The 17272-nt window shown below is 63.4% G+C and carries 16 protein-coding genes; 5 read left to right on the top strand and 11 right to left on the bottom strand.

Going from position 1 to position 17272, the window contains the following annotated elements:
* Positions 1-31: 31 nt before the first annotated feature.
* From yjfF to BX591_RS22435, 6 genes are all read right to left on the bottom strand, one after another.
* Positions 32-1132 (bottom strand): galactofuranose ABC transporter, permease protein YjfF, encoded by a 1101-nt coding sequence (gene yjfF, locus BX591_RS22455; RefSeq protein WP_111933509.1) that lies wholly within the window; start codon positions 1130-1132, stop codon positions 32-34.
* A complete protein-coding gene (locus BX591_RS22450; protein ID WP_111933508.1) occupies positions 1129-2172 on the bottom strand; it encodes an ABC transporter permease in 1044 nt (347 codons plus the stop codon). Before BX591_RS22450 ends, yjfF begins: the two co-directional genes overlap by 4 nt.
* On the bottom strand, positions 2169-3824 hold the full coding sequence (locus BX591_RS22445; protein ID WP_420849406.1) for a sugar ABC transporter ATP-binding protein: 1656 nt from the start codon (positions 3822-3824) through the stop codon (positions 2169-2171). Before BX591_RS22445 ends, BX591_RS22450 begins: the two co-directional genes overlap by 4 nt.
* Positions 3825-4007: 183 nt before the next feature.
* Complete coding sequence (locus BX591_RS37175; RefSeq protein ID WP_276330777.1) at positions 4008-4130, bottom strand: hypothetical protein; 123 nt, start codon at positions 4128-4130, stop codon at positions 4008-4010.
* A gap of 206 nt (positions 4131-4336) precedes the next feature.
* Positions 4337-5323 (bottom strand): ABC transporter substrate-binding protein, encoded by a 987-nt coding sequence (locus BX591_RS22440; RefSeq protein ID WP_111933506.1) that lies wholly within the window; start codon positions 5321-5323, stop codon positions 4337-4339.
* Positions 5324-5596: 273 nt separating this feature from the next.
* Positions 5597-6196 (bottom strand): alpha-ketoglutarate-dependent dioxygenase AlkB family protein, encoded by a 600-nt coding sequence (locus BX591_RS22435; RefSeq protein ID WP_111933505.1) that lies wholly within the window; start codon positions 6194-6196, stop codon positions 5597-5599.
* A 202-nt stretch (positions 6197-6398) separates the two neighbouring features.
* Here BX591_RS22435 and BX591_RS22430 point away from each other — a divergent pair, with 202 nt between their 5' ends.
* Positions 6399-6983 carry a malonic semialdehyde reductase gene (locus BX591_RS22430; RefSeq protein WP_111933504.1) on the top strand — a complete coding sequence of 195 codons (585 nt, stop codon included), beginning with the start codon at positions 6399-6401 and terminating at the stop codon, positions 6981-6983.
* Positions 6984-7011: 28 nt separating this feature from the next.
* Here the strand turns inward: BX591_RS22430 and BX591_RS22425 are convergent, their stop codons facing one another.
* Entirely contained in the window at positions 7012-7347 is a 336-nt protein-coding gene (locus tag BX591_RS22425) for a hypothetical protein (protein WP_111933503.1), read from the bottom strand.
* A 399-nt stretch (positions 7348-7746) separates the two neighbouring features.
* Between BX591_RS22425 and BX591_RS22420 the strand changes: the two genes are divergently transcribed.
* Positions 7747-8910 (top strand): metallophosphoesterase, encoded by a 1164-nt coding sequence (locus BX591_RS22420; protein WP_111933502.1) that lies wholly within the window; start codon positions 7747-7749, stop codon positions 8908-8910.
* A gap of 16 nt (positions 8911-8926) precedes the next feature.
* On the opposite strand, the gene BX591_RS22415 is transcribed toward BX591_RS22420, so the two are convergent.
* Positions 8927-9451, bottom strand: a complete 525-nt coding sequence (locus BX591_RS22415) for a hypothetical protein (RefSeq protein WP_111933501.1) — start codon at positions 9449-9451, stop codon at positions 8927-8929.
* Positions 9452-10059: 608 nt separating this feature from the next.
* Between BX591_RS22415 and BX591_RS22410 the strand changes: the two genes are divergently transcribed.
* The gene (locus tag BX591_RS22410; RefSeq protein WP_111933500.1) at positions 10060-10767 is read left to right on the top strand and encodes an MgtC/SapB family protein; all 708 of its coding nucleotides are present in this window, start codon (positions 10060-10062) and stop codon (positions 10765-10767) included.
* Positions 10768-10928: 161 nt separating this feature from the next.
* Positions 10929-11183 (top strand): GlsB/YeaQ/YmgE family stress response membrane protein, encoded by a 255-nt coding sequence (locus tag BX591_RS22405; RefSeq protein ID WP_111933499.1) that lies wholly within the window; start codon positions 10929-10931, stop codon positions 11181-11183.
* 113 nt (positions 11184-11296) lie between these two features.
* On the opposite strand, the gene BX591_RS22400 is transcribed toward BX591_RS22405, so the two are convergent.
* From BX591_RS22400 to BX591_RS22390, 3 genes are all read right to left on the bottom strand, one after another.
* A complete protein-coding gene (locus tag BX591_RS22400; RefSeq protein WP_111933498.1) occupies positions 11297-12811 on the bottom strand; it encodes an acetyl-CoA hydrolase/transferase family protein in 1515 nt (504 codons plus the stop codon).
* 175 nt (positions 12812-12986) lie between these two features.
* On the bottom strand, positions 12987-13214 hold the full coding sequence (locus BX591_RS22395; protein WP_111933497.1) for a hypothetical protein: 228 nt from the start codon (positions 13212-13214) through the stop codon (positions 12987-12989).
* 334 nt (positions 13215-13548) lie between these two features.
* Positions 13549-15726, bottom strand: a complete 2178-nt coding sequence (locus tag BX591_RS22390; RefSeq protein ID WP_111933496.1) for an FUSC family protein — start codon at positions 15724-15726, stop codon at positions 13549-13551.
* Positions 15727-15930: 204 nt separating this feature from the next.
* Between BX591_RS22390 and BX591_RS22385 the strand changes: the two genes are divergently transcribed.
* The gene (locus tag BX591_RS22385) at positions 15931-16923 is read left to right on the top strand and encodes a LysR family transcriptional regulator (protein ID WP_111933495.1); all 993 of its coding nucleotides are present in this window, start codon (positions 15931-15933) and stop codon (positions 16921-16923) included.
* Positions 16924-17272 lie beyond the last annotated feature (349 nt).

The following is a 17272-nucleotide window of genomic DNA, read 5'->3' as shown; positions in this document are numbered from 1 at the left end:
GCACGCCGGTTCCCCACGCGGCAACGCATGTTCAAGCCTGCTCCGGCGCTCGCCCGAGCACATGCGAGTCCGACGACGCCGGTCGGTCGCCATGGCCGCGTTCGCGTCCCGCCGTGACCGCCGCCGGGTCGGTGCCGCCAGGCCGGCGCACCGATTTCGCGTGCCGCTCGATCAACCGCTGCAGCAGGCAGAAGGCGCACAGCAGCGCGCCGATCACGATACGGGTCCACCACGAGCTGAGCGTGCCGTCGAACGTGATCAGCGTCTGGATCGTGCCGAGAATGCCGACGCCGAACAGCGAACCGATCACATAGCCCACGCCGCCCGTCAGCAGCGTGCCGCCGATCACCGTCGCCGCGATCGCATCGAGTTCCATGCCCTGCCCTTGCAAGCCGTAGCCCGACAGCACATAGAACGTAAACACCGCGCCGCCGAGCGCCGAGCAGAAACCGCTCAGCGCATACACGCCGATGCGGGTGCGCGCGACCGGCAAACCCATCAGCAACGCCGAACGCGCATTGCCGCCGACCGCATACACGTTGCGGCCGAAACGCGTGAAATGCGCGACGTAAATCGCCGCCAGCAGCGCGACGAGTGCGATCAGCACATTCGCCGTCACCGAGCCCACGCCGATGTTGAGCCGGAACGCGGAGATCTTCTGAAAGGTCGGATCGGTGATCGTGATCGATTGCGTCGTGATCAGAAAGCACAAGCCACGCGCGAAGAACATGCCGGCCAGCGTCACGATAAACGCCTGCAAGCGGAAGAAGTGAATCAGCGCGCCCTGCACCGCGCCGAACACCGTGCCCATCAGCAGCACGATCGGCACGATCACCCAGACGGACAGGTGCAGATGTTCGGACAGCACGGCTTCGACGATGGTTGTCAGTGCAACGACCGAACCGACCGATAGATCGATCCCGCCGGACACGATCACGAACGTCATGCCGATCGCGACGATCAGCAGAAACGCATTGTCGACCAGCAGATCGAGCAGCACCTGCCACGAAAAGAAACCGGTGTACATCACCGAGCCGAAGCCGAATAGCGCGCAGAACAGCACGATCGTGACGGCGATCGGCAGCGTACGCGGATCGACCAGGTGAGCCCACGCGTCGAGGAGTCGTCTCATCGCGCCACCCCGCGTTGCCCGAGCAGCGATCTGCCGAACGAGACGGCGAGCGCGCGCGCCGCCGGCGACTGGATCACGCTCACCGCGAGCACCACGGCCGCCTTGACGACCAGCGTCGCCTCCGGCGGCACGCCGATCGAATACGTGGTGTACGTGAGCGTCTGAATGATCAGCGCGCCCAGCACGGTGCCCGCGAAACTGAAACGGCCGCCGAGCAGCGAGGTGCCGCCGAGCGTCACCGCGAGAATCGCATCGAGTTCGAGCAACAGCCCGGCGTTGTTGCCGTCGGCGCTGCGCACGTTCGAGCTGATGAGAATGCCCGCCATCGCCGCGGTCAATCCCGAGAAGCCATAGACCGCGAAGACCAGGGCTTTGGAACGTAGCCCGACCAGACGCGTGGCCACCGGATTGATGCCGATCGCGCGAATGAACAGGCCGAGCGCGGTGCCTTCCACGAGCGCCGCGGTAACGAGCACCGCCACGGTGGCGATCCACACCGAACACGGCACGCCCAGCCAATATCCGCCGCCGACGAACAGATAGCCCGGCGCGCCGATCGGAATGATCTGTCCCGCTGTCAGCAATTGCGCGACGCCACGACCGGCCACCATCAGAATCAAGGTTGCGATGATCGGCTGCATGCCGACGAACGACACCAGCACGCCGTTCCACATACCGCTCAGCACGCCGACCGCCAGCGCCGCCACCAACGCCTGCGCGATCAGCGGCGCGCCCGGCTCGGGTTGCGTCGCGAGTATCGTGGCCGCCGCGGCGCCCGCGATCGCCACCACCGCGCCGACCGAAATGTCGATACCGCGCGTGGCGATCACCAGCGTCATGCCGGTGGCCACCAGCACCAGCGGCGCGGCGCGATTCAGCACGTCGATGGGCGCGCCGAACAGGTGACCGTCGAGCATCCGCAGCGACAGGAAGTGCGGATTGACCCACAGGTTCAGGCCGCACAACAACGCCAGCGTGACGCACGGCCAGATCAATGGACGCTCGGCGCCGTCGCGCACGAACCAGTTCGCCAGTTTCATTCGCCGCTCCCCGCGATGAGTCGGTAGATGTTGTCTTCGTTCGACGCCTTGCCCGCGACTTCGGCGATCTTGCGACGGTCGCGCAACACCGCGACGCGATGACTGACGCGCAGCACCTCGCCGATCTCCGACGAAATGAACAGGATGCTCAAACCGTTCGCGCACAGCGCCAGCAGCCGGTCCATGATGTCGAACTTGGCGGCGACGTCGATGCCGCGGGTGGGTTCGTCGAGGATCAGCAGTTGGGGGTCGGTCGCGAGCCAGCGCGCCAGCAGCGCTTTCTGCTGGTTGCCGCCGGAGAGCAAGCCGATCGGCTGCTCGGCGTCCGCCGCCTTGATGCCGAGCCGCTCGATCCATAGATCGGCCAGCTCGCGCGCACGTTGCCGGCTGATCTTGCGCCACCAGCCACGCCTTGCCTGCAGCGCCAGCAGAATGTTGTCGCGGATCGACAGTTCGGCGACGATGCCCTCCTTCTTGCGGTCTTCCGCGCAATAGCCGATGCCGTGGCGGACCGCGTCGCGCGGCGAGCGTAGCTTTACCGCGCGGCCGTCGATGAAGATCGCGCCGCTGTCGGTGCGGTCGGCGCCGAACAGGAGCCGCGCTGTTTCCGTGCGACCCGAACCGAGCAGGCCGGCGAGTCCGAGGATCTGGCCTCGCTGCAGGTCGAGGTCGATGGGCTGCAGCGTGCCGCGGCGGCCCACGCCGTGGAGTTCGATGAAGGAATGGGTGGGCGGCGTGGGCTCCCCGGTCTGCGCGGTCTGCGCGGTTTGCGCGGTTTGCATGGCTTCGGTTGCCTGGGTTGGCGCTCCGGCGGTCTGCGTGACGGGTTGCTCGGCGCGGCCCTCGTGACTCGCCTGCCCTTCATGCGCGGCCTCGCGCAAGCGTGCGCTCATCCGCTCGTGGCCGACCATCTTCGCGACCAGTTGATCCGCCGGCAAATCGCGCGCGAGATATTCGCCTTCGCGCTCGCCATTGCGCATCACCGTGATGCGATCGGAAATGGCATATGTCTGCTCGATAAAATGCGTGACGAAAAGAATCGCTATGCCAGACTGTTTAAGATGCCGAAGTATTTTGAAAAGCTGGCCGACCTCGCCATCGTCGAGGCTCGAGGTCGGTTCGTCGAGAATCAGCACTCGCGCGTCGACCGACAGTGCGCGCGCGATCGCCACCATCTGCTGCACCGCGATCGGGTAGGCGTCGAGCGAACGGGTGACGTCGAGCGACACGTCCAGGCGCGCCAGCGCAGCCTGGGCACGGCGCTTGATGGCGGGCCAATCGATCGCGCCGAAGCGGCGCGGTTGCCGGCCCGCGAAAATATTCTCCGCCACGGAAAGGTTCGGACAGAGGTTCACCTCCTGATACAAGGTGCGCACGCCGGCCGCTTCCGCTTCCTGCGGCGACGCAAATGCCACGACTTCACCGCCGAGACGGATCGTGCCTGCGTCAGGCGCGACCACGCCGGTCAGTACGTTGATCAGGGTGGATTTGCCGGCGCCATTCTGTCCCATCAGCGTGTGGATCTCGCCGGGGAACAGACGAAAATCGACCCGCTGCAGCGCTTTGACGCCGGGGAAGGTTTTGGTGACAGCGGTGGTGGCGAGGATGGGAGCGCGGGCGTCGGGGTTGGCCGAGGCGCTGACGATGTCCATGCCGTCAGCCGTTGCACTAGTGGCGGCGCTCGTAACCTGCAGGTTCGGTTCGGAAGCGGGATGCGTCATAGACCTCGCTCGATGGGTGGTGCAGCGGTTCAGGGCGCCAGGGCTTGCAACTGTGCCTTTAAAATTCTCTCGATGGCGGTGGCAGGCGACGGTTGTTGGCGGCGCTTGGCGGCGTCAGCAACGGGCGGCGACATCGGCGGCATCGGCGGCATCGGCGGCATCGGCGGCATCGGCGACATCGCCGGCACCGACGACTTCCGCCCACGCCCAGCGGCATTCAGCAGCACACGTTGCCATCCAGCGCCATCCAGCGACGCTAGCCGGACCTCAACGGACTTCAACGACTCAGCCACCCTCACCGGAAAATAGACCGCCCGCTGCCGAAGCAACCGGGCGGCCAGGCACCGCTGGAGAAACCTTTTCGCTCAACCCGCACGTCACTTGCTCTGCCTCGCGCTTTCCTCAGTAACCCTGAGTACTTCGTCGCGTGGCCTCACTCAGCCTCAGTACTTACGCGTCGGCAGCGTCTGCGCCGCGACGCTCATCGGGAACACCGTCTCCTGCGTGAGAATGCGCTTGGGCAACGGCTTGCCGGCCACGACGTCCTTCACCGCCGACATCAACTGCGGCCCCAGCAGCGGACTGCACTCCACGTCCACGTTCATCTTGCCGGCGGCCATCGCTTGGAAGCCGCCCTTGGTGGCATCGAACGACACGACGGTGATGTCCTTGCCCGGATGCATGCCGGCCTCCTCCATCGCCTGGATGGCGCCGAGCGCCATATCGTCGTTATGCGCATAAACTACATTTATTTTATTTCCATAAGTTTTTATAAACGCTTCCATGACCTGCTTGCCGCCGGCCAGCGTGAAGTCGCCGCTTTGCGACGCGATGATCTTAAATTTGGGATCGTTCTTGATCACTTCCAGCAGGCCGGAATGCCGGTCATTGGCGGGCGCCGATCCGACCGTTCCCTGCAGTTCAGCGATGTTGACGGGACCTTGATCGCTTTTATAGTGATCTTCGAGCCAATGCCCGCCGCGACGCCCTTCTTCCATGAAGTCGGAGCCGATCATCGTCACGTACAGGGAGGTGTCTTTCACGTCGATATTGCGATCGGTCAGGATCACCGGAATCTTCGCCGCCTGCGCTTCACGCAGCACCGGTTCCCAGCCGGATTCGACGACCGGCGAGAACGCGATCACATCGACCTTCTGCGCGATATAAGAGCGGATCGCCTTGATCTGATTTTCCTGCTTCTGCTGGGCGTCCAAGAATTTGAGCTTGATCTTCGCGTCCGCCGCCGCGGACTTCACCGACTCGGTGTTGGCGGTTCGCCATGCGCTTTCCGCGCCGACCTGCGCGAAACCGAGGGTGATCTGCTTGTCTTGCGCGTAAACGCCCGGCGCGCTCAGCGCTAGCGTCCCGATGCCCGCGCAGAGTGCGAGCGCGCCCAACGCACGACATGCGGCGCGTCGTGTATTCGCCATGACTGTCTCCTGATCGTTGTAATGTCGGCGATCCATCGAACCTGCCCGGTGCTTGCGGCCCTCACGGTGCGTGGATCGTGATGTAGCGTAGTGTGTGGGGCGTTAACCGTCCAATCCTATGATTCGCGTTCGCGATACCAATTTTGGTATAGGTGACCGGATCGGGCGCAAGGCCGATCGGTGGTTTTTGCCGAGCGGCCGCACCGAGACGCATCACTACGCGTTGATTGCCTCAACGGCAAGCGCAGCGGGGCCGCCCAGTTGAGCCGCGCCTCATCTCGGCGTCACCCAGCGAAACGTCAGATTGATCCTCTCCCCGGCCACGCGCGGTTCTTTCGGCACGCGATGCCGCCAGTCCGCCTGCGTGTCGCCCTTCATCACGAGCAGGCTGCCGCCTTTCAGCGAGAACGACTGCACGACGCCGGTCTTGTTGTGGCGCAAGTCGAACGTGCGCGCGACGCCCAGACTCACCGACGCGATCACCGGACGCACGCCAAGTTCGGGCTCGCGATCCGCATGCCAACCCATGCTGTCGGCGCCGCTGCGATAGCGGTTGATCAGCACGCTGTTAAAGCGCGCCTCGCAAACCGCCTCCACCGCGGTCTTGAGTTCCGCGACCGTCGACGTCCACGGCTGCGGCAGATTGCGAATGCCCGAGTAGACGTAGACGGCGTCCGGCTCGCCCTGCCACGCCGTCAAGCGCGGCAACGGCACGCGACCGGCAGGCGTGCCGATCACGTCCTGACGCCAGCCGACTTCGTCGATCAGTTGCGTCAAAGCCTGCGTGGCGAGCGCGGGCGTCAACCAGTCGGGATACCAGTCGACGTCAGGCGTGGGCAGGTCGTCGGCAGAACCCGCGAAAAGATCCGTCATGAGATGCCCCGATACCAATGCGAATGTCGCTGCTAAAGCGATGGCGCACGCAAAGCGCGCGCGGGTAGAAACCTTGGCTATTATGGCGGCACCGAAGACGCCGTTGGTACGCGCGGCTTGCGCTGTCATCCGGTGGCTTCATGCGGACTTTCCGGTTCATGCCTTTACCTTCAACTTCCCAGACCTTTCAAGGACTTTCACCATGACGCTATCCGACCAGGCACTCGATCAACTCTTTCGCGAAGCGCGCGCGCATAACGGCTGGCAAGCGAAACCGGTCGACGACGCCGTGCTCAGGCAACTCACCGAACTGGTCTTGCTCGGCCCGACCTCGGCCAATTCGAGCCCCGGACGCTTTGTGTTCGTCAAAACGCCGGAGGCTAAGGAAAAGCTGCGACCTGCGTTGTCGGCGGGCAATCTCGACAAGACCATGGCCGCGCCGGTTACGGTGATCGTGGGGATGGATATGGCGTTTTACGAGCATCTGCCGAAGCTGTTTCCGCACGCGGATGCGCGCAGCTGGTTCGTCGGCAACGATAAATCGATCGCGGACACCGCCTTTCGCAATTCGACGCTGCAAGGCGGCTACCTGATTCTCGCCGCTCGGGCGCTCGGCCTGGACACGGGGGCGATGTCCGGTTTCGACGCCGCCAAGGTCGACGAAGCGTTCTTCGCCGGGACGACCGTCAAGTCGAACTTCCTGATCAATCTGGGCTATGGCGATCCGTCGAAACTGTTCGCGCGCAGCCCGCGCTTTGCTTTCGACGAAGCCGCGCGGATTGTCTGACACGTAGAAGTGGAGACCGCCGTCGCGTTCAACTGAAGAGCGCGACGTAGAACACCACGGCGCCGATCAACGCGCCGACGAAGCAGAAGCCTTCGCCTTCGCCGGCGTCGTCGCCATTCGAACGCACCCAGGCGCCGACGACGCCGAACAGGCCCGCGATCCCCAGCGCCACGCAGAGCATCACGACGTCGAACAGCGCGCTTCGGCCCAGCTCCGAGAAGTCGATGCCGCGCACGCTGTAGTACAAGCCGATCGCCATGAGAGAAAGAACGACGAGCGGCAGCATCACACGCTTGCCCTCGCGTCCGACATGATGGGCGTGGTGCCCGTGATGCAACTCGTTGCCTGATCTGAGTAGTCTCATGATGCCCCTCCCGCGTCGCCCTGTTACGGCGACAAATCCGACCGGCTCGAACCGCCGCATGGCCGCGTCTGCGTGCGCGGTCGCCCTGTTACAAGACGGTTCTTTTTGAGCATAGTCCACACGCGAACACAATTCAAAGCCCATTTAATTAGGTTGCCGAGGCAATCAGATGGTCCTCGGGAACCACGCGGGATGTTGCAATGCGGTAGGCGTTCCTGGCTCGTTTTGGAACGGCGGCCTGGCCGCCGTGGCCGCGAATCTGGCGCCGCCGGCAAGCCGATGCGCATGCCGGTAGAATGATTCGACTCGCACGGCGCTGCGTTGCGTTGTGTTAGCGCGGCCGGCGAGTCTGCGCCGGTGCACCGCTCGCGCCGGCCCCTTCCCGCCCCTCTGCCCACTATGCGCCGCTCATCGTTTCTTGTCCGCATCATCCTGATTGGCATCCTGCTGCATCTCTACGTCGGCTTGCGTCTGATCCCGGACATGCCGGTCGACGCCACCGGCCGCTGGCTGTGCGCGCTGTGGCTCGTGCTGTCCATCTTGCTGATTCCGATCGGCATGCTGGCGCGTACGATCAAACGGCAGCCGCTCGGCGACCGGCTGGCGTGGGTCGGCCTGCTGGCGATGGGCTTCTTCTCGTCGCTGCTGGTGCTGACCTTCGCCCGCGATCTGATGCTCGCCTCGCTGCTGACCGTCGACGCGATCTGGCCGAACACCCTCAGCATCGCGCATTGGCGCCTGGGGTCGGCAGCGGCGGTGCCCCTGCTCGCGTTGCTCTCGACGCTGGTTGGCCTCTTCAACGCCCGCCGGCGCGCGAAGGTCGTCACGATCGACGTGCCGATCGACGATTTACCGCCCGCGCTCGACGGCTTCACGATCGTCCAGATCAGCGATATTCACGTCGGCCCGACCATCAAGCACCGCTATGTCGATGCGATCGTCGACGCGGTGAATCGGCTGAAGCCGGATCTGATTGCCGTGACGGGCGATGTCGTGGACGGCAGCGTGCCGCAATTGACCCGCCACACCCAGCCGTTGTCGCGTCTCACCGCGCGTCATGGCGCGTTCCTCGTGACCGGCAATCACGAGTACTACGCCGGCGCGAACGCATGGATCGCCGAGTTCCGGCGCCTGGGCCTCAACGTGCTGCTCAACGAACATGTGATCGTGGATCATGACGGCGCGCGCGCCGTGATTGCCGGCGTGACCGACTATTCGGCGGGCCATCACGATCCGTTGCATCGCAGCGACCCGGTTGCGGCGCTCGCCGGCGCACCGGGCGACGTGCTGATCAAGGTGCTGCTCGCGCACCAGCCGCGCTCAGCCGAAGCCGCGGCCGCCGCGGGGTTCACGTTGCAACTGTCGGGGCATACGCACGGCGGCCAGTTTTTCCCATGGAATTTCTTCGTGCGATTCCAGCAACCGTTCACCGCCGGCCTCGCCCGCCTGAATGGCCTGTGGGTGTATACGAGCCGCGGCACCGGCTACTGGGGCCCGCCGAAGCGCCTCGGCGCACCGTCCGAAATCACACGCCTGCGCCTCGTGCCTGGCGAGCCGGACTAACGCCCCGGCCCGCCGCTTACTGCGCAGGCGCGACCGCGACGTCGACCTGCTGCGCGAACGCCACCATGACCTGCATACCCGGCGCGACGCCCGCGACCTTGGCCGGTTCGCGACCCTGGATATGAAACACCGCGCCGTTCGCGCTCTTCAGCGCCATGATGCCGGACGCATGGTCGATGGTCTGGACCTCGGCGCTCACGTTGCGAGCCGTGTTGGGCTGCGTACTCTGCGCGCCGTTGCCGTGGCCGTCCGCGCCGCGCGTCACGCTGATCACCGCATTGCGCACCATACGAACATGGACCTTGCCGCCTTGCCTGATCTGCGCGAGGTTGGCCGGGTCGGTGATATTGAACGACGCTTCGCCGCCCTGGGCGTCGAGCACGGTCACCGAATGTTTCACCTGGTCGACCGATTTCACGAAACCGTCCGCCTGCAGCGTGCTGCTGCCTTCAAACGGCGCGGGCAGACCGGCGGCGAACGACACGAGCGGAGCGGCTACGATCAATGCACCGGCAATGATGCCAGGAGCTTTAGCTTTCATGGATTCCTCGATTGGGATGAACAGCGACAAACGGGCGACGCCGTGCGGATGGATCGCGCCTTAAGCGTTGCGTTGCGCGGCGCGCACGACACGTTTCGAAGCGAGCGAATAGTCTGTTTTCCAGGACGACCTCCGTCAATATTCGGAGTCCGTATTGACGCGCGGATAATTCCTCACGCACCACTCCACTCTTCCTAGGCCCACGACAAAACGTTCTGCACCTCGCGTCATCGCAGCTTGACTTCGCTTTGCAGAGCTGCCTAAAATTCGGCCAGTTCATTTAACCGGAATCACGATCTTGGACAGTAGCAGTTGTACCAGTCGAGCTTCGATTCGCCCGATCGCCTGATCGGCAAGATTTCCGCGTCAGTCTTTTTCTGTCGCCGTCTTGCCTTCGGGCCAGTCGGTGCACGTCGTTGATACCCTCGTACTGCCAGTGAAGTGCCGCGTGGCTCGACACCATGCCGACACGAATGCATTACAGCGCCGCAAGCCTCGCTTGTGCGCTCCGTCACGCCTGTCGGCCGCCGCATTCCGTCGAGGAAAGCGTGCTGCTGTCATGCGTTGGGTTCACACTGTGCGAATACGCGCCTCAACCTTTCTTTACGATGACAATTGAATTCGTCTGGCGGCTCTTCGCCGCTTTCGCCTGTGGCGTCGCGATCGGCCTCGAACGGCAGATGCGGCAGCGCAATGCGGGGCTTCGCACCATCACGCTGGTCGCGAGCGGCGCGTGCCTGTTCGTCACGCTCGGCGTACTGACCGGCAACGGGACGGCCGGCATCACGCAGATCGCGGCGTATGTCGTGTCCGGCGTCGGCTTTCTCGGCGGCGGCGTGATCATGCGCGACAAGGGTTCCATTCAGGGGATCAACACCGCGGCGACCTTGTGGTGCTCGGCCGCGGTCGGCGTGCTGTGCGGTGCGGGTCATTACGGACCGGCGCTGGCCGGCACGGCGGTCGTGCTGCTGACCAACACGGTGCTGCGCGAAGTCAGCCGGATGATCAACGCCACGCCGGTTTCCAACGCGGATCTGGTGCGCGAATATGTGCTGACGATCGTCTGCCGCGAAGCCGACGAGATCCACATTCGCACCGCCGTGTCCAACTCGATGTACTCGACGCCGCTGTCGTTTCAGAGCCTGACGAGCGAAGACGTCGACGACGATTCACAACGCATTCGCGTCACCGCGATCGTCAAGCTGCACCCTAAGGATCAGCCGAAGCTCGAACAGATGGCCAGTCGCATCAGCATGGAAAAGAGCGTGTCCAGCGTCAGTTGGACCGCGCGAGAAGCGGAGCCGACGCCCGAATGAACGCCGCGTGTAAGTCCCCCATTTTCGCGCGCATCGTCTACACTTAGCTTGCAACAGATTCAGACAACGTTAATTCCGCGTCCTGAATATGGACTGTCCCATAAGCTTCGACTAAGCTCTGTCACCGTGAATTTTTCACACTCAACTAGGGAGTCTCGATTATGGAACACGGCATCATTGCATGGCTCATCATCGGCGCGATCGCTGGCTGGCTGGCCGGCGTGCTCGTCAAGGGCGGCGGCTTCGGCCTGATCGTCGACATCATCGTCGGGATCGTCGGCGCGTTCATCGGCGGCTGGCTCGCCGGCGTGCTGCATATTTCGCTGGGTGGCGGCTGGATCGGCTCGATCATTACGGCGGTGATCGGCGCGGTCATTCTGCTGTTTCTCATCCGGCTCGTGCGACGAGGCGGCTGAGTACCGCATCAGCCCATCTGCGCATATGACATGAATAACGGCGTCAGCGGCGAAAGCCGTCTGACGCCGTTATGGCTTTCATACGCTTATATACGTTAGCTAGGCCAACCGATTCAAAGTCTCGCCTCTTCCGCCGGCAACATCGAGCCGGTATCGCGCAACCGGATATGCCAGGCGAAAGCCTGATCCAACTGGTGCGGCGTTTGTCCACCCCACTTCAAAGCGTCCCGGTAGTAGTCGCGCAGCAGATCGCGATAGAGCGGATGCGTACAGTTCTCGATAATCAACGCCGCGCGTTCCCGCGGCGCCAAGCCGCGCAGATCGGCCAGCCCCTGTTCCGTCACGACCACGTCGACGTCGTGTTCGTTGTGATCGCAATGCGGCACCATCGGCACGACGCTGGAAATACGACCGCCTTTCGCCATCGACTTGGTGGCGAAGATCGCGCACGACGCATTGCGCGCGAAGTCGCCCGAACCGCCAATGCCGTTCATCATGTGTGTGCCGCCCACATGGGTCGAATTCACGTTGCCGTAGATGTCGAATTCCAGCGCGGTGTTCAACGCGATCAACCCGAGCCGGCGAATCACTTCAGGGTGATTGCTGACTTCCTGCGGGCGCAGGACGAGGCGCTCGCGATAACGTTCGAGCTCGCCGAACACCTGCGCCTGGCGCGCGGCCGACAACGTGATGGACGCGCCGGACGCGAACGTGACTTTGCCGGCGTCCATCAGATCGAAGGTGGAGTCCTGCAGCACTTCCGAGTAAATTTCGAACGGCTCGAACGGGGCGTTGGCGAAACCGGCCAGCACTGAGTTGGCAATCGAGCCGATACCGGCCTGCAACGGCGGCAGGTTTTTGGGCATGCGCCCAAGCGCCACTTCGTGCTGGAAAAATTCGATCAGATGACCGGCGATCAACTCGGTCTCCTTGTCCGCCGGCAACACGGTAGACGGACTGTCGGCCATGTTCGTGATCACGATCGCCGCGATTTTTTCGAACGGAATCTCGATCGCCGGCGTGCCGACGCGGTCTCGCGGATACATGATCGGCAGCGGCTCGCGGTTCGGCCGGCGGCCCGGAATCCAGATGTCGTGCAAGCCTTCGAGCGCGAGCGGCTGCGCGAGATTGAGCTCCACGATCACCTTGTCCGCGAGGATCGCGAAGCTGGCCGAATTGCCGACCGAGGTGGTCGGCACGATGCCGCCGGTCTCGGTGATCGCGGCGGCTTCGATAATGGCGATATCGAGTTTGCCGAGCTGGTTCGCACGCAGCATTTCGACCGTTTCGGACAGATGCTGATCGACGAACATCACTTCGCCGCGATTGATCGCGTCGCGCAAGGTTTTGTCGACCTGGAACGGCAGGCGGCGCGCCAACACGTGCGCCTCGGTGAGCATGCGGTCCACGTCATGGCCAAGCGATGCGCCGGTCATCAATGTGATCTGCAGCGGCTTGCCTTCCTGCCGCACGCGCTCGGCGAGCGCAACGGGGACGGCCTTCGCGTCGCCCGCGCGCGTGAAGCCGCTGGCGCCGACCCGCATGCCGTCCTGAATCAGCAGCGCTGCCTCGGCGGCCGACGTGATTTTTCCGCGCAACGCGGCACAGCGAATCCGGTCTTGGTACATGAAACCGAGTCTCTCCATAGTCAGCAGTCCAGTCTACCGGTGCGCACATCTGCGGTACGCTCCGCGCGGTAGCCGGATTGTCGCACCGACCGCGGCGTCGCGGTCAGGCGGTTTGTCGCTCGATCATTCGTGCGACGGGTCTTGCAGATACGGCGTCTGTTGCACGTGGCGCTGCTTAGCTGCCGAAGTAGAGATTGCAGAAGCTCACGGGACCGACGCACTCCTCGGCCTTGGCATTCCCTTTAGCGGCCGGTATGGCGACGCGGTTTTGCTCGGCGACGCCGTTCGCTCGCTGCGCGCTTGCCTGGGCGAGCTGTTGTTCGGGAGCAGCGGGCGCCGTTTGCGCATGAGCGACGACAGCGGAAAAAGAGCAGGCAATCAGGGCAATCTTCAATGCGTTCATTTCGTTCTCCAGGGCTTACGGTTACTGCTCGGCGGTGACTTGTGGTGACTGCGTCGCAGTGATGAAACTATAGGGCTGTGGTCCCTGCAGATATACGGGGCTGGGCGGAAGTGATATTTCCATCTGGAGGAAGGATCGAGGTTTGCACGTGCTGGAGCGTGGGGTCGATGCGTGGGGTTGATGCGGGTGGTAGGTCGGCGTGATTGATGCGAGCGGTTAGGCCGCGTGGTCTATCCGCGCAGTTAGTCCGCGTCGCTGGGACTGTCGCGCTGGACGCTAGCAATCGCTTATGTGCCGACGCACACCATTCGACCGCACGAACTAAGCGCCGCGATCATCCCGCATTGAAAGGCGCGTCCTTATCGAGCAACGCCGTACGAATGAAATGCAGGCAGCTCAGAATTCGCTGCACGTCATGACGTTTATCGCGCTCGGCATGCACGGTGCCGAGGACCTCCTGCGCGATCCAGGTCGCCGCGCGGACCGACGCCAGCGCACGTTCGAGCGCCTGCGCATCCGGGCGCGCAAAGAGTCGCGCGAGGTCGTCGCAAGTCCGCGCCAGGGCGCTGCGCCAGCGCGGATGAAGCGCCGCCGCATAAGCAGCGCGTGCCGCCTCGTTGCGCAGATCGATGACGGCGTGCCCTACCTCGATCGTCGCGAGCATCCAGCGCAACGCATCCCGTCGACACCGGGAACGCCGTGTCAACAGCATGCGCAACTGGGCGGTCAGATCATGCGTGCTCGATTGAAACCGCTGGTTGAGACCAGGCAATTCGTCCTTGCACGCGGACACGACCTGCGCGCGCAAATCGCCCATCATCCGTTCGACGAGCCACGGCATATCCGCTGGAAAAATCACGGCAAAAGTCAACGCCGCCACCAGCATCGACGCGGTCAACGCGATGCCGTTGTTGATCAGCAGATCCGGCGCGTACGTCACGACATTGTCCGGTCCGGCGAGCAGACAGAAAAACACCGAGAAGCCGATGCCATAGCCCGCCGCGCGCTTACGCGTCGCGATGAATGCGCCCAGCGCCAGGACGGGCGCGAGCATCGCGCAAAGCAGCGGCAAGCCGTCGATGTTCGGATACACGTAGCACGTGAAGAGGTAACCCGTCATGGTGGCCAGCACGGCGCCGGCTGCCATCTGCATGGCCATTTTCGATGCATTCGGCGCCGTGGAGGTCAGCGCGCATGCCAATGCCGCGCCGATCACGGCAAGACCGCCGCTCGGCCAATCGGTCTCGATCCAGAACCAGCCGACGATCGCCATGACCGCGGCGGACCGGATAAACGTGAACGCGACCACAAAACCGTTCGTCTTGCTGACATAACGGCTAGCGCTGCGTTGCCGCCTCTGCGCCGGCTTGTGGCGCGCGGCTAGCGACGCGTAAGTCTCCGAATAGCGGATCCATTCGTCGACGAAACGGTACAACAACTCCGCCGACGTATCGAAGTCCGCCAGCGATTCGGTGGGCGCCGCCTCGAGCGGTCGTCTCGTTTCACGCACGCGACGCGGCAAGCGCGCCTGAAACAGCCGCAATCGGCCGGCGACGCTGGTCGCGTCGGCCATGGCGGGCGTCCTGGACGGCAGCGAAAGAAGGCCAGCCAGCTCATCGAAATATGGCTTGATGGCCCCGACTTTCGACTCCGAGCCGCTGGCTCGAAGACGTTTGAGCAGTTGATGAAGTGCATGCAGACGCGCGCAGGCGTCCATGAATTCGCCGTTCAGGCGGCCGAGATGCTGACTGCGCGAACGCATCGCCGGATCTTCGAACGTGGCGAACGTCCGGGTCGCTTCGAACCCGACGATTTCGTCGACGAGGTCCGCGAAACGCCGCTCGAACTGGCCTCGCTTGATGCCGCGGTTCAGCACATCGGCAGCGAACGCAGTAAAATTTGCGTAACGGATTTGCAGCGCGCGACGCAGCGCGAGACTCGATCGCTGCGGCACGATCAACGCGCTCACCGCGCTCGAACACACAATCCCGACCGCCACCTCCGCTGCGCGCGTAAGCGCCGCCAGAAACAGGTCGTGCGGCGCCGTGACATTCGGAATGCCGATCAGCGCGGCGGTATAACCCGCGAGCACGAAACCATACCACCTGAAATGCCGATACCGGACCGCCGCCGCGATACACGCGCTTACCCAGCCGATCATGCCGAGCATGTACAACTCGGGCTGCTGGACGAACAGCGCGCCGAGCACCAGCGCAGCGAACGTGCCGACTGCCGTGCCGAGAATCCGGTAGAAACTTTTCGCGAGCACCATGCCGCTGAACGGTTGCATCAGCACGAACACCGTCGTCATGGCAATGCGCGGTTGAGGCAGATCGAGCAGCATCGCCATGCCCAGCGCCAACAGACCCGCCGCGACGGTTTTCAGTAGATGAAGCCAGATCAGAGCGTCGCTGCTCATCCAATCGCGAAGCGCCGGGCTGAGCCTGTGCAACATGACGCTCCACTGCCGGCGAAAGTCCGCCGTCGGTCTGATCGCATGTTGACGTTTCATCGGAAAACCGTGCGCTCTGGGTTGCCACAAAAAAAGCGCCGGTGAACAGGATGCTGGTGCGCACCGGCGAGCCAGGCGCCGATTGTAGGAGCCTGCAATGCGCGCATTAAGAAGGGTGCGGCGGAACGTCCCTTCCAGAACGAACAACAATGCGCTTGCCCGGCAGGCGGACAATACGGCTTCAGCCGTGAAATAGAAGGATCGATGGATACGTTACAAAATATGCGAGTGTTCGTGCGCGTGGTCGAAGCCGGCAGTTTTACCGGCGCCGCGCAGTCGCTCAGCTCGACGACCGGCGCGATGTCGCGCGCCGTTTCGGAACTCGAAGCTCACCTGCGCACCCGCTTGCTCAACCGTTCGACGCGACGGCTCGCCCTCACCACGGCTGGCGAGCGTTATTTGACACGATGTCAGCAGATACTCGCCGATGTCGGCACGGCCGAAGAAGAAGCGAGTTGCGCACACGAACGACCAAGCGGCGCGCTGCGCATGCATAGTTTTGCCAGCATCGGCCAACACTACGTGTTGCCGGCTATTTCGCGCTATCGCGCGCAATACCCGGAGGTGACCGTCGAGTTGACGTTGTCGCAACGCATGCCCGATCTATTCGAAGGCAGCGCCGACGTCGCGGTGATCGGTGCGTCGACGCTACCCAATTCAGATCTCGTGTCGCTGCCGCTGGGAACGACTTTCAGCATTTTGTGCGCGTCGCCGGGTTATGTGCGCGCGCATGGTGCACCGCAAAAGCCCGCAGATCTCGCGCATCACGAATGTCTGATTCTGCACACGCCGGCCTTTCCACCGCACGATTGGGTGCTCGACGGCCCGAACGGCAGCGAGATGATGGAGGTGAATGGGCCTGTGCATGTCAACATCGCCGAATCGCTGATCGTGGCAATTCGGGAGGGAATGGGGATCGGCATGGTGCCGCTCTATGCGGCGATTTCGGGATTACGTGACGGCACGTTAGTGCGTGTGTTACCGGAATACACGTTACAGAAGATGAATGTCTATGCGCTGTATCCGTCGCGTAAGTTTATCGACGCAAAAACACGGACGTGGGTTGAATTCCTACGCACACATCTGCCAAAAGTGATTGCACGCGATGAAGCGTTGCTGGCAGAAGTCGGCCAGATGACTAGCGATGCGGTGGTCCCTGCAGACGCCTGCGGTAAGGGGGAGTTTAGCGCAAAGTGATCGAACCGACGACGCGTGACGCTGCGTATCGGGAAGAGGTACGTGAGACGTGCGGAGGCGAACGTCGGGGTTGGCGCTACCGGGCATCGACGGGCGATGCAGCGATGCAAACACGTAACGAACCGACAGGGATGGTGGTGTCGTTCGGGTCCGCCGGTGGCGGTGACATGGCGGGTTGCCCATCGGCCGGGTATGTCCGGTGGGCGGCATGCCAGTGCTTTTCGCGACCGTAAACGACAGAAACCCCACCTTTCTGGGTGGGGTTTCTGTTTTCTGCATGGGAGCCTGACGATTACCTACTTTCACACGGGCAATCCGCACTATCATCGGCGTGGAGTCGTTTCACGGT

It is taken from the genome of Paraburkholderia bryophila (genome assembly GCF_003269035.1).
GTDB lineage: Bacteria > Pseudomonadota > Gammaproteobacteria > Burkholderiales > Burkholderiaceae > Paraburkholderia > Paraburkholderia bryophila.
This window is presented reverse-complemented; position numbering and strand designations above follow the sequence as displayed.

Coding starts and splice junctions, on each gene's coding strand:
- yjfF (WP_111933509.1), bottom strand. CDS start 1,132: ATGAGACGACTCCTCGACGCGTGGGCTCACCTGGTCGATCCGCGTACG.
- BX591_RS22450 (WP_111933508.1), bottom strand. CDS start 2,172: ATGAAACTGGCGAACTGGTTCGTGCGCGACGGCGCCGAGCGTCCATTG.
- BX591_RS22445 (WP_420849406.1), bottom strand. CDS start 3,824: ATGGACATCGTCAGCGCCTCGGCCAACCCCGACGCCCGCGCTCCCATC.
- BX591_RS37175 (WP_276330777.1), bottom strand. CDS start 4,130: ATGGCAACGTGTGCTGCTGAATGCCGCTGGGCGTGGGCGGAAGTCGTC.
- BX591_RS22440 (WP_111933506.1), bottom strand. CDS start 5,323: ATGGCGAATACACGACGCGCCGCATGTCGTGCGTTGGGCGCGCTCGCA.
- BX591_RS22435 (WP_111933505.1), bottom strand. CDS start 6,196: ATGACGGATCTTTTCGCGGGTTCTGCCGACGACCTGCCCACGCCTGAC.
- BX591_RS22430 (WP_111933504.1), top strand. CDS start 6,399: ATGACGCTATCCGACCAGGCACTCGATCAACTCTTTCGCGAAGCGCGC.
- BX591_RS22425 (WP_111933503.1), bottom strand. CDS start 7,347: ATGAGACTACTCAGATCAGGCAACGAGTTGCATCACGGGCACCACGCC.
- BX591_RS22420 (WP_111933502.1), top strand. CDS start 7,747: ATGCGCCGCTCATCGTTTCTTGTCCGCATCATCCTGATTGGCATCCTG.
- BX591_RS22415 (WP_111933501.1), bottom strand. CDS start 9,451: ATGAAAGCTAAAGCTCCTGGCATCATTGCCGGTGCATTGATCGTAGCC.
- BX591_RS22410 (WP_111933500.1), top strand. CDS start 10,060: ATGACAATTGAATTCGTCTGGCGGCTCTTCGCCGCTTTCGCCTGTGGC.
- BX591_RS22405 (WP_111933499.1), top strand. CDS start 10,929: ATGGAACACGGCATCATTGCATGGCTCATCATCGGCGCGATCGCTGGC.
- BX591_RS22400 (WP_111933498.1), bottom strand. CDS start 12,811: ATGTACCAAGACCGGATTCGCTGTGCCGCGTTGCGCGGAAAAATCACG.
- BX591_RS22395 (WP_111933497.1), bottom strand. CDS start 13,214: ATGAACGCATTGAAGATTGCCCTGATTGCCTGCTCTTTTTCCGCTGTC.
- BX591_RS22390 (WP_111933496.1), bottom strand. CDS start 15,726: ATGAAACGTCAACATGCGATCAGACCGACGGCGGACTTTCGCCGGCAG.
- BX591_RS22385 (WP_111933495.1), top strand. CDS start 15,931: ATGGATACGTTACAAAATATGCGAGTGTTCGTGCGCGTGGTCGAAGCC.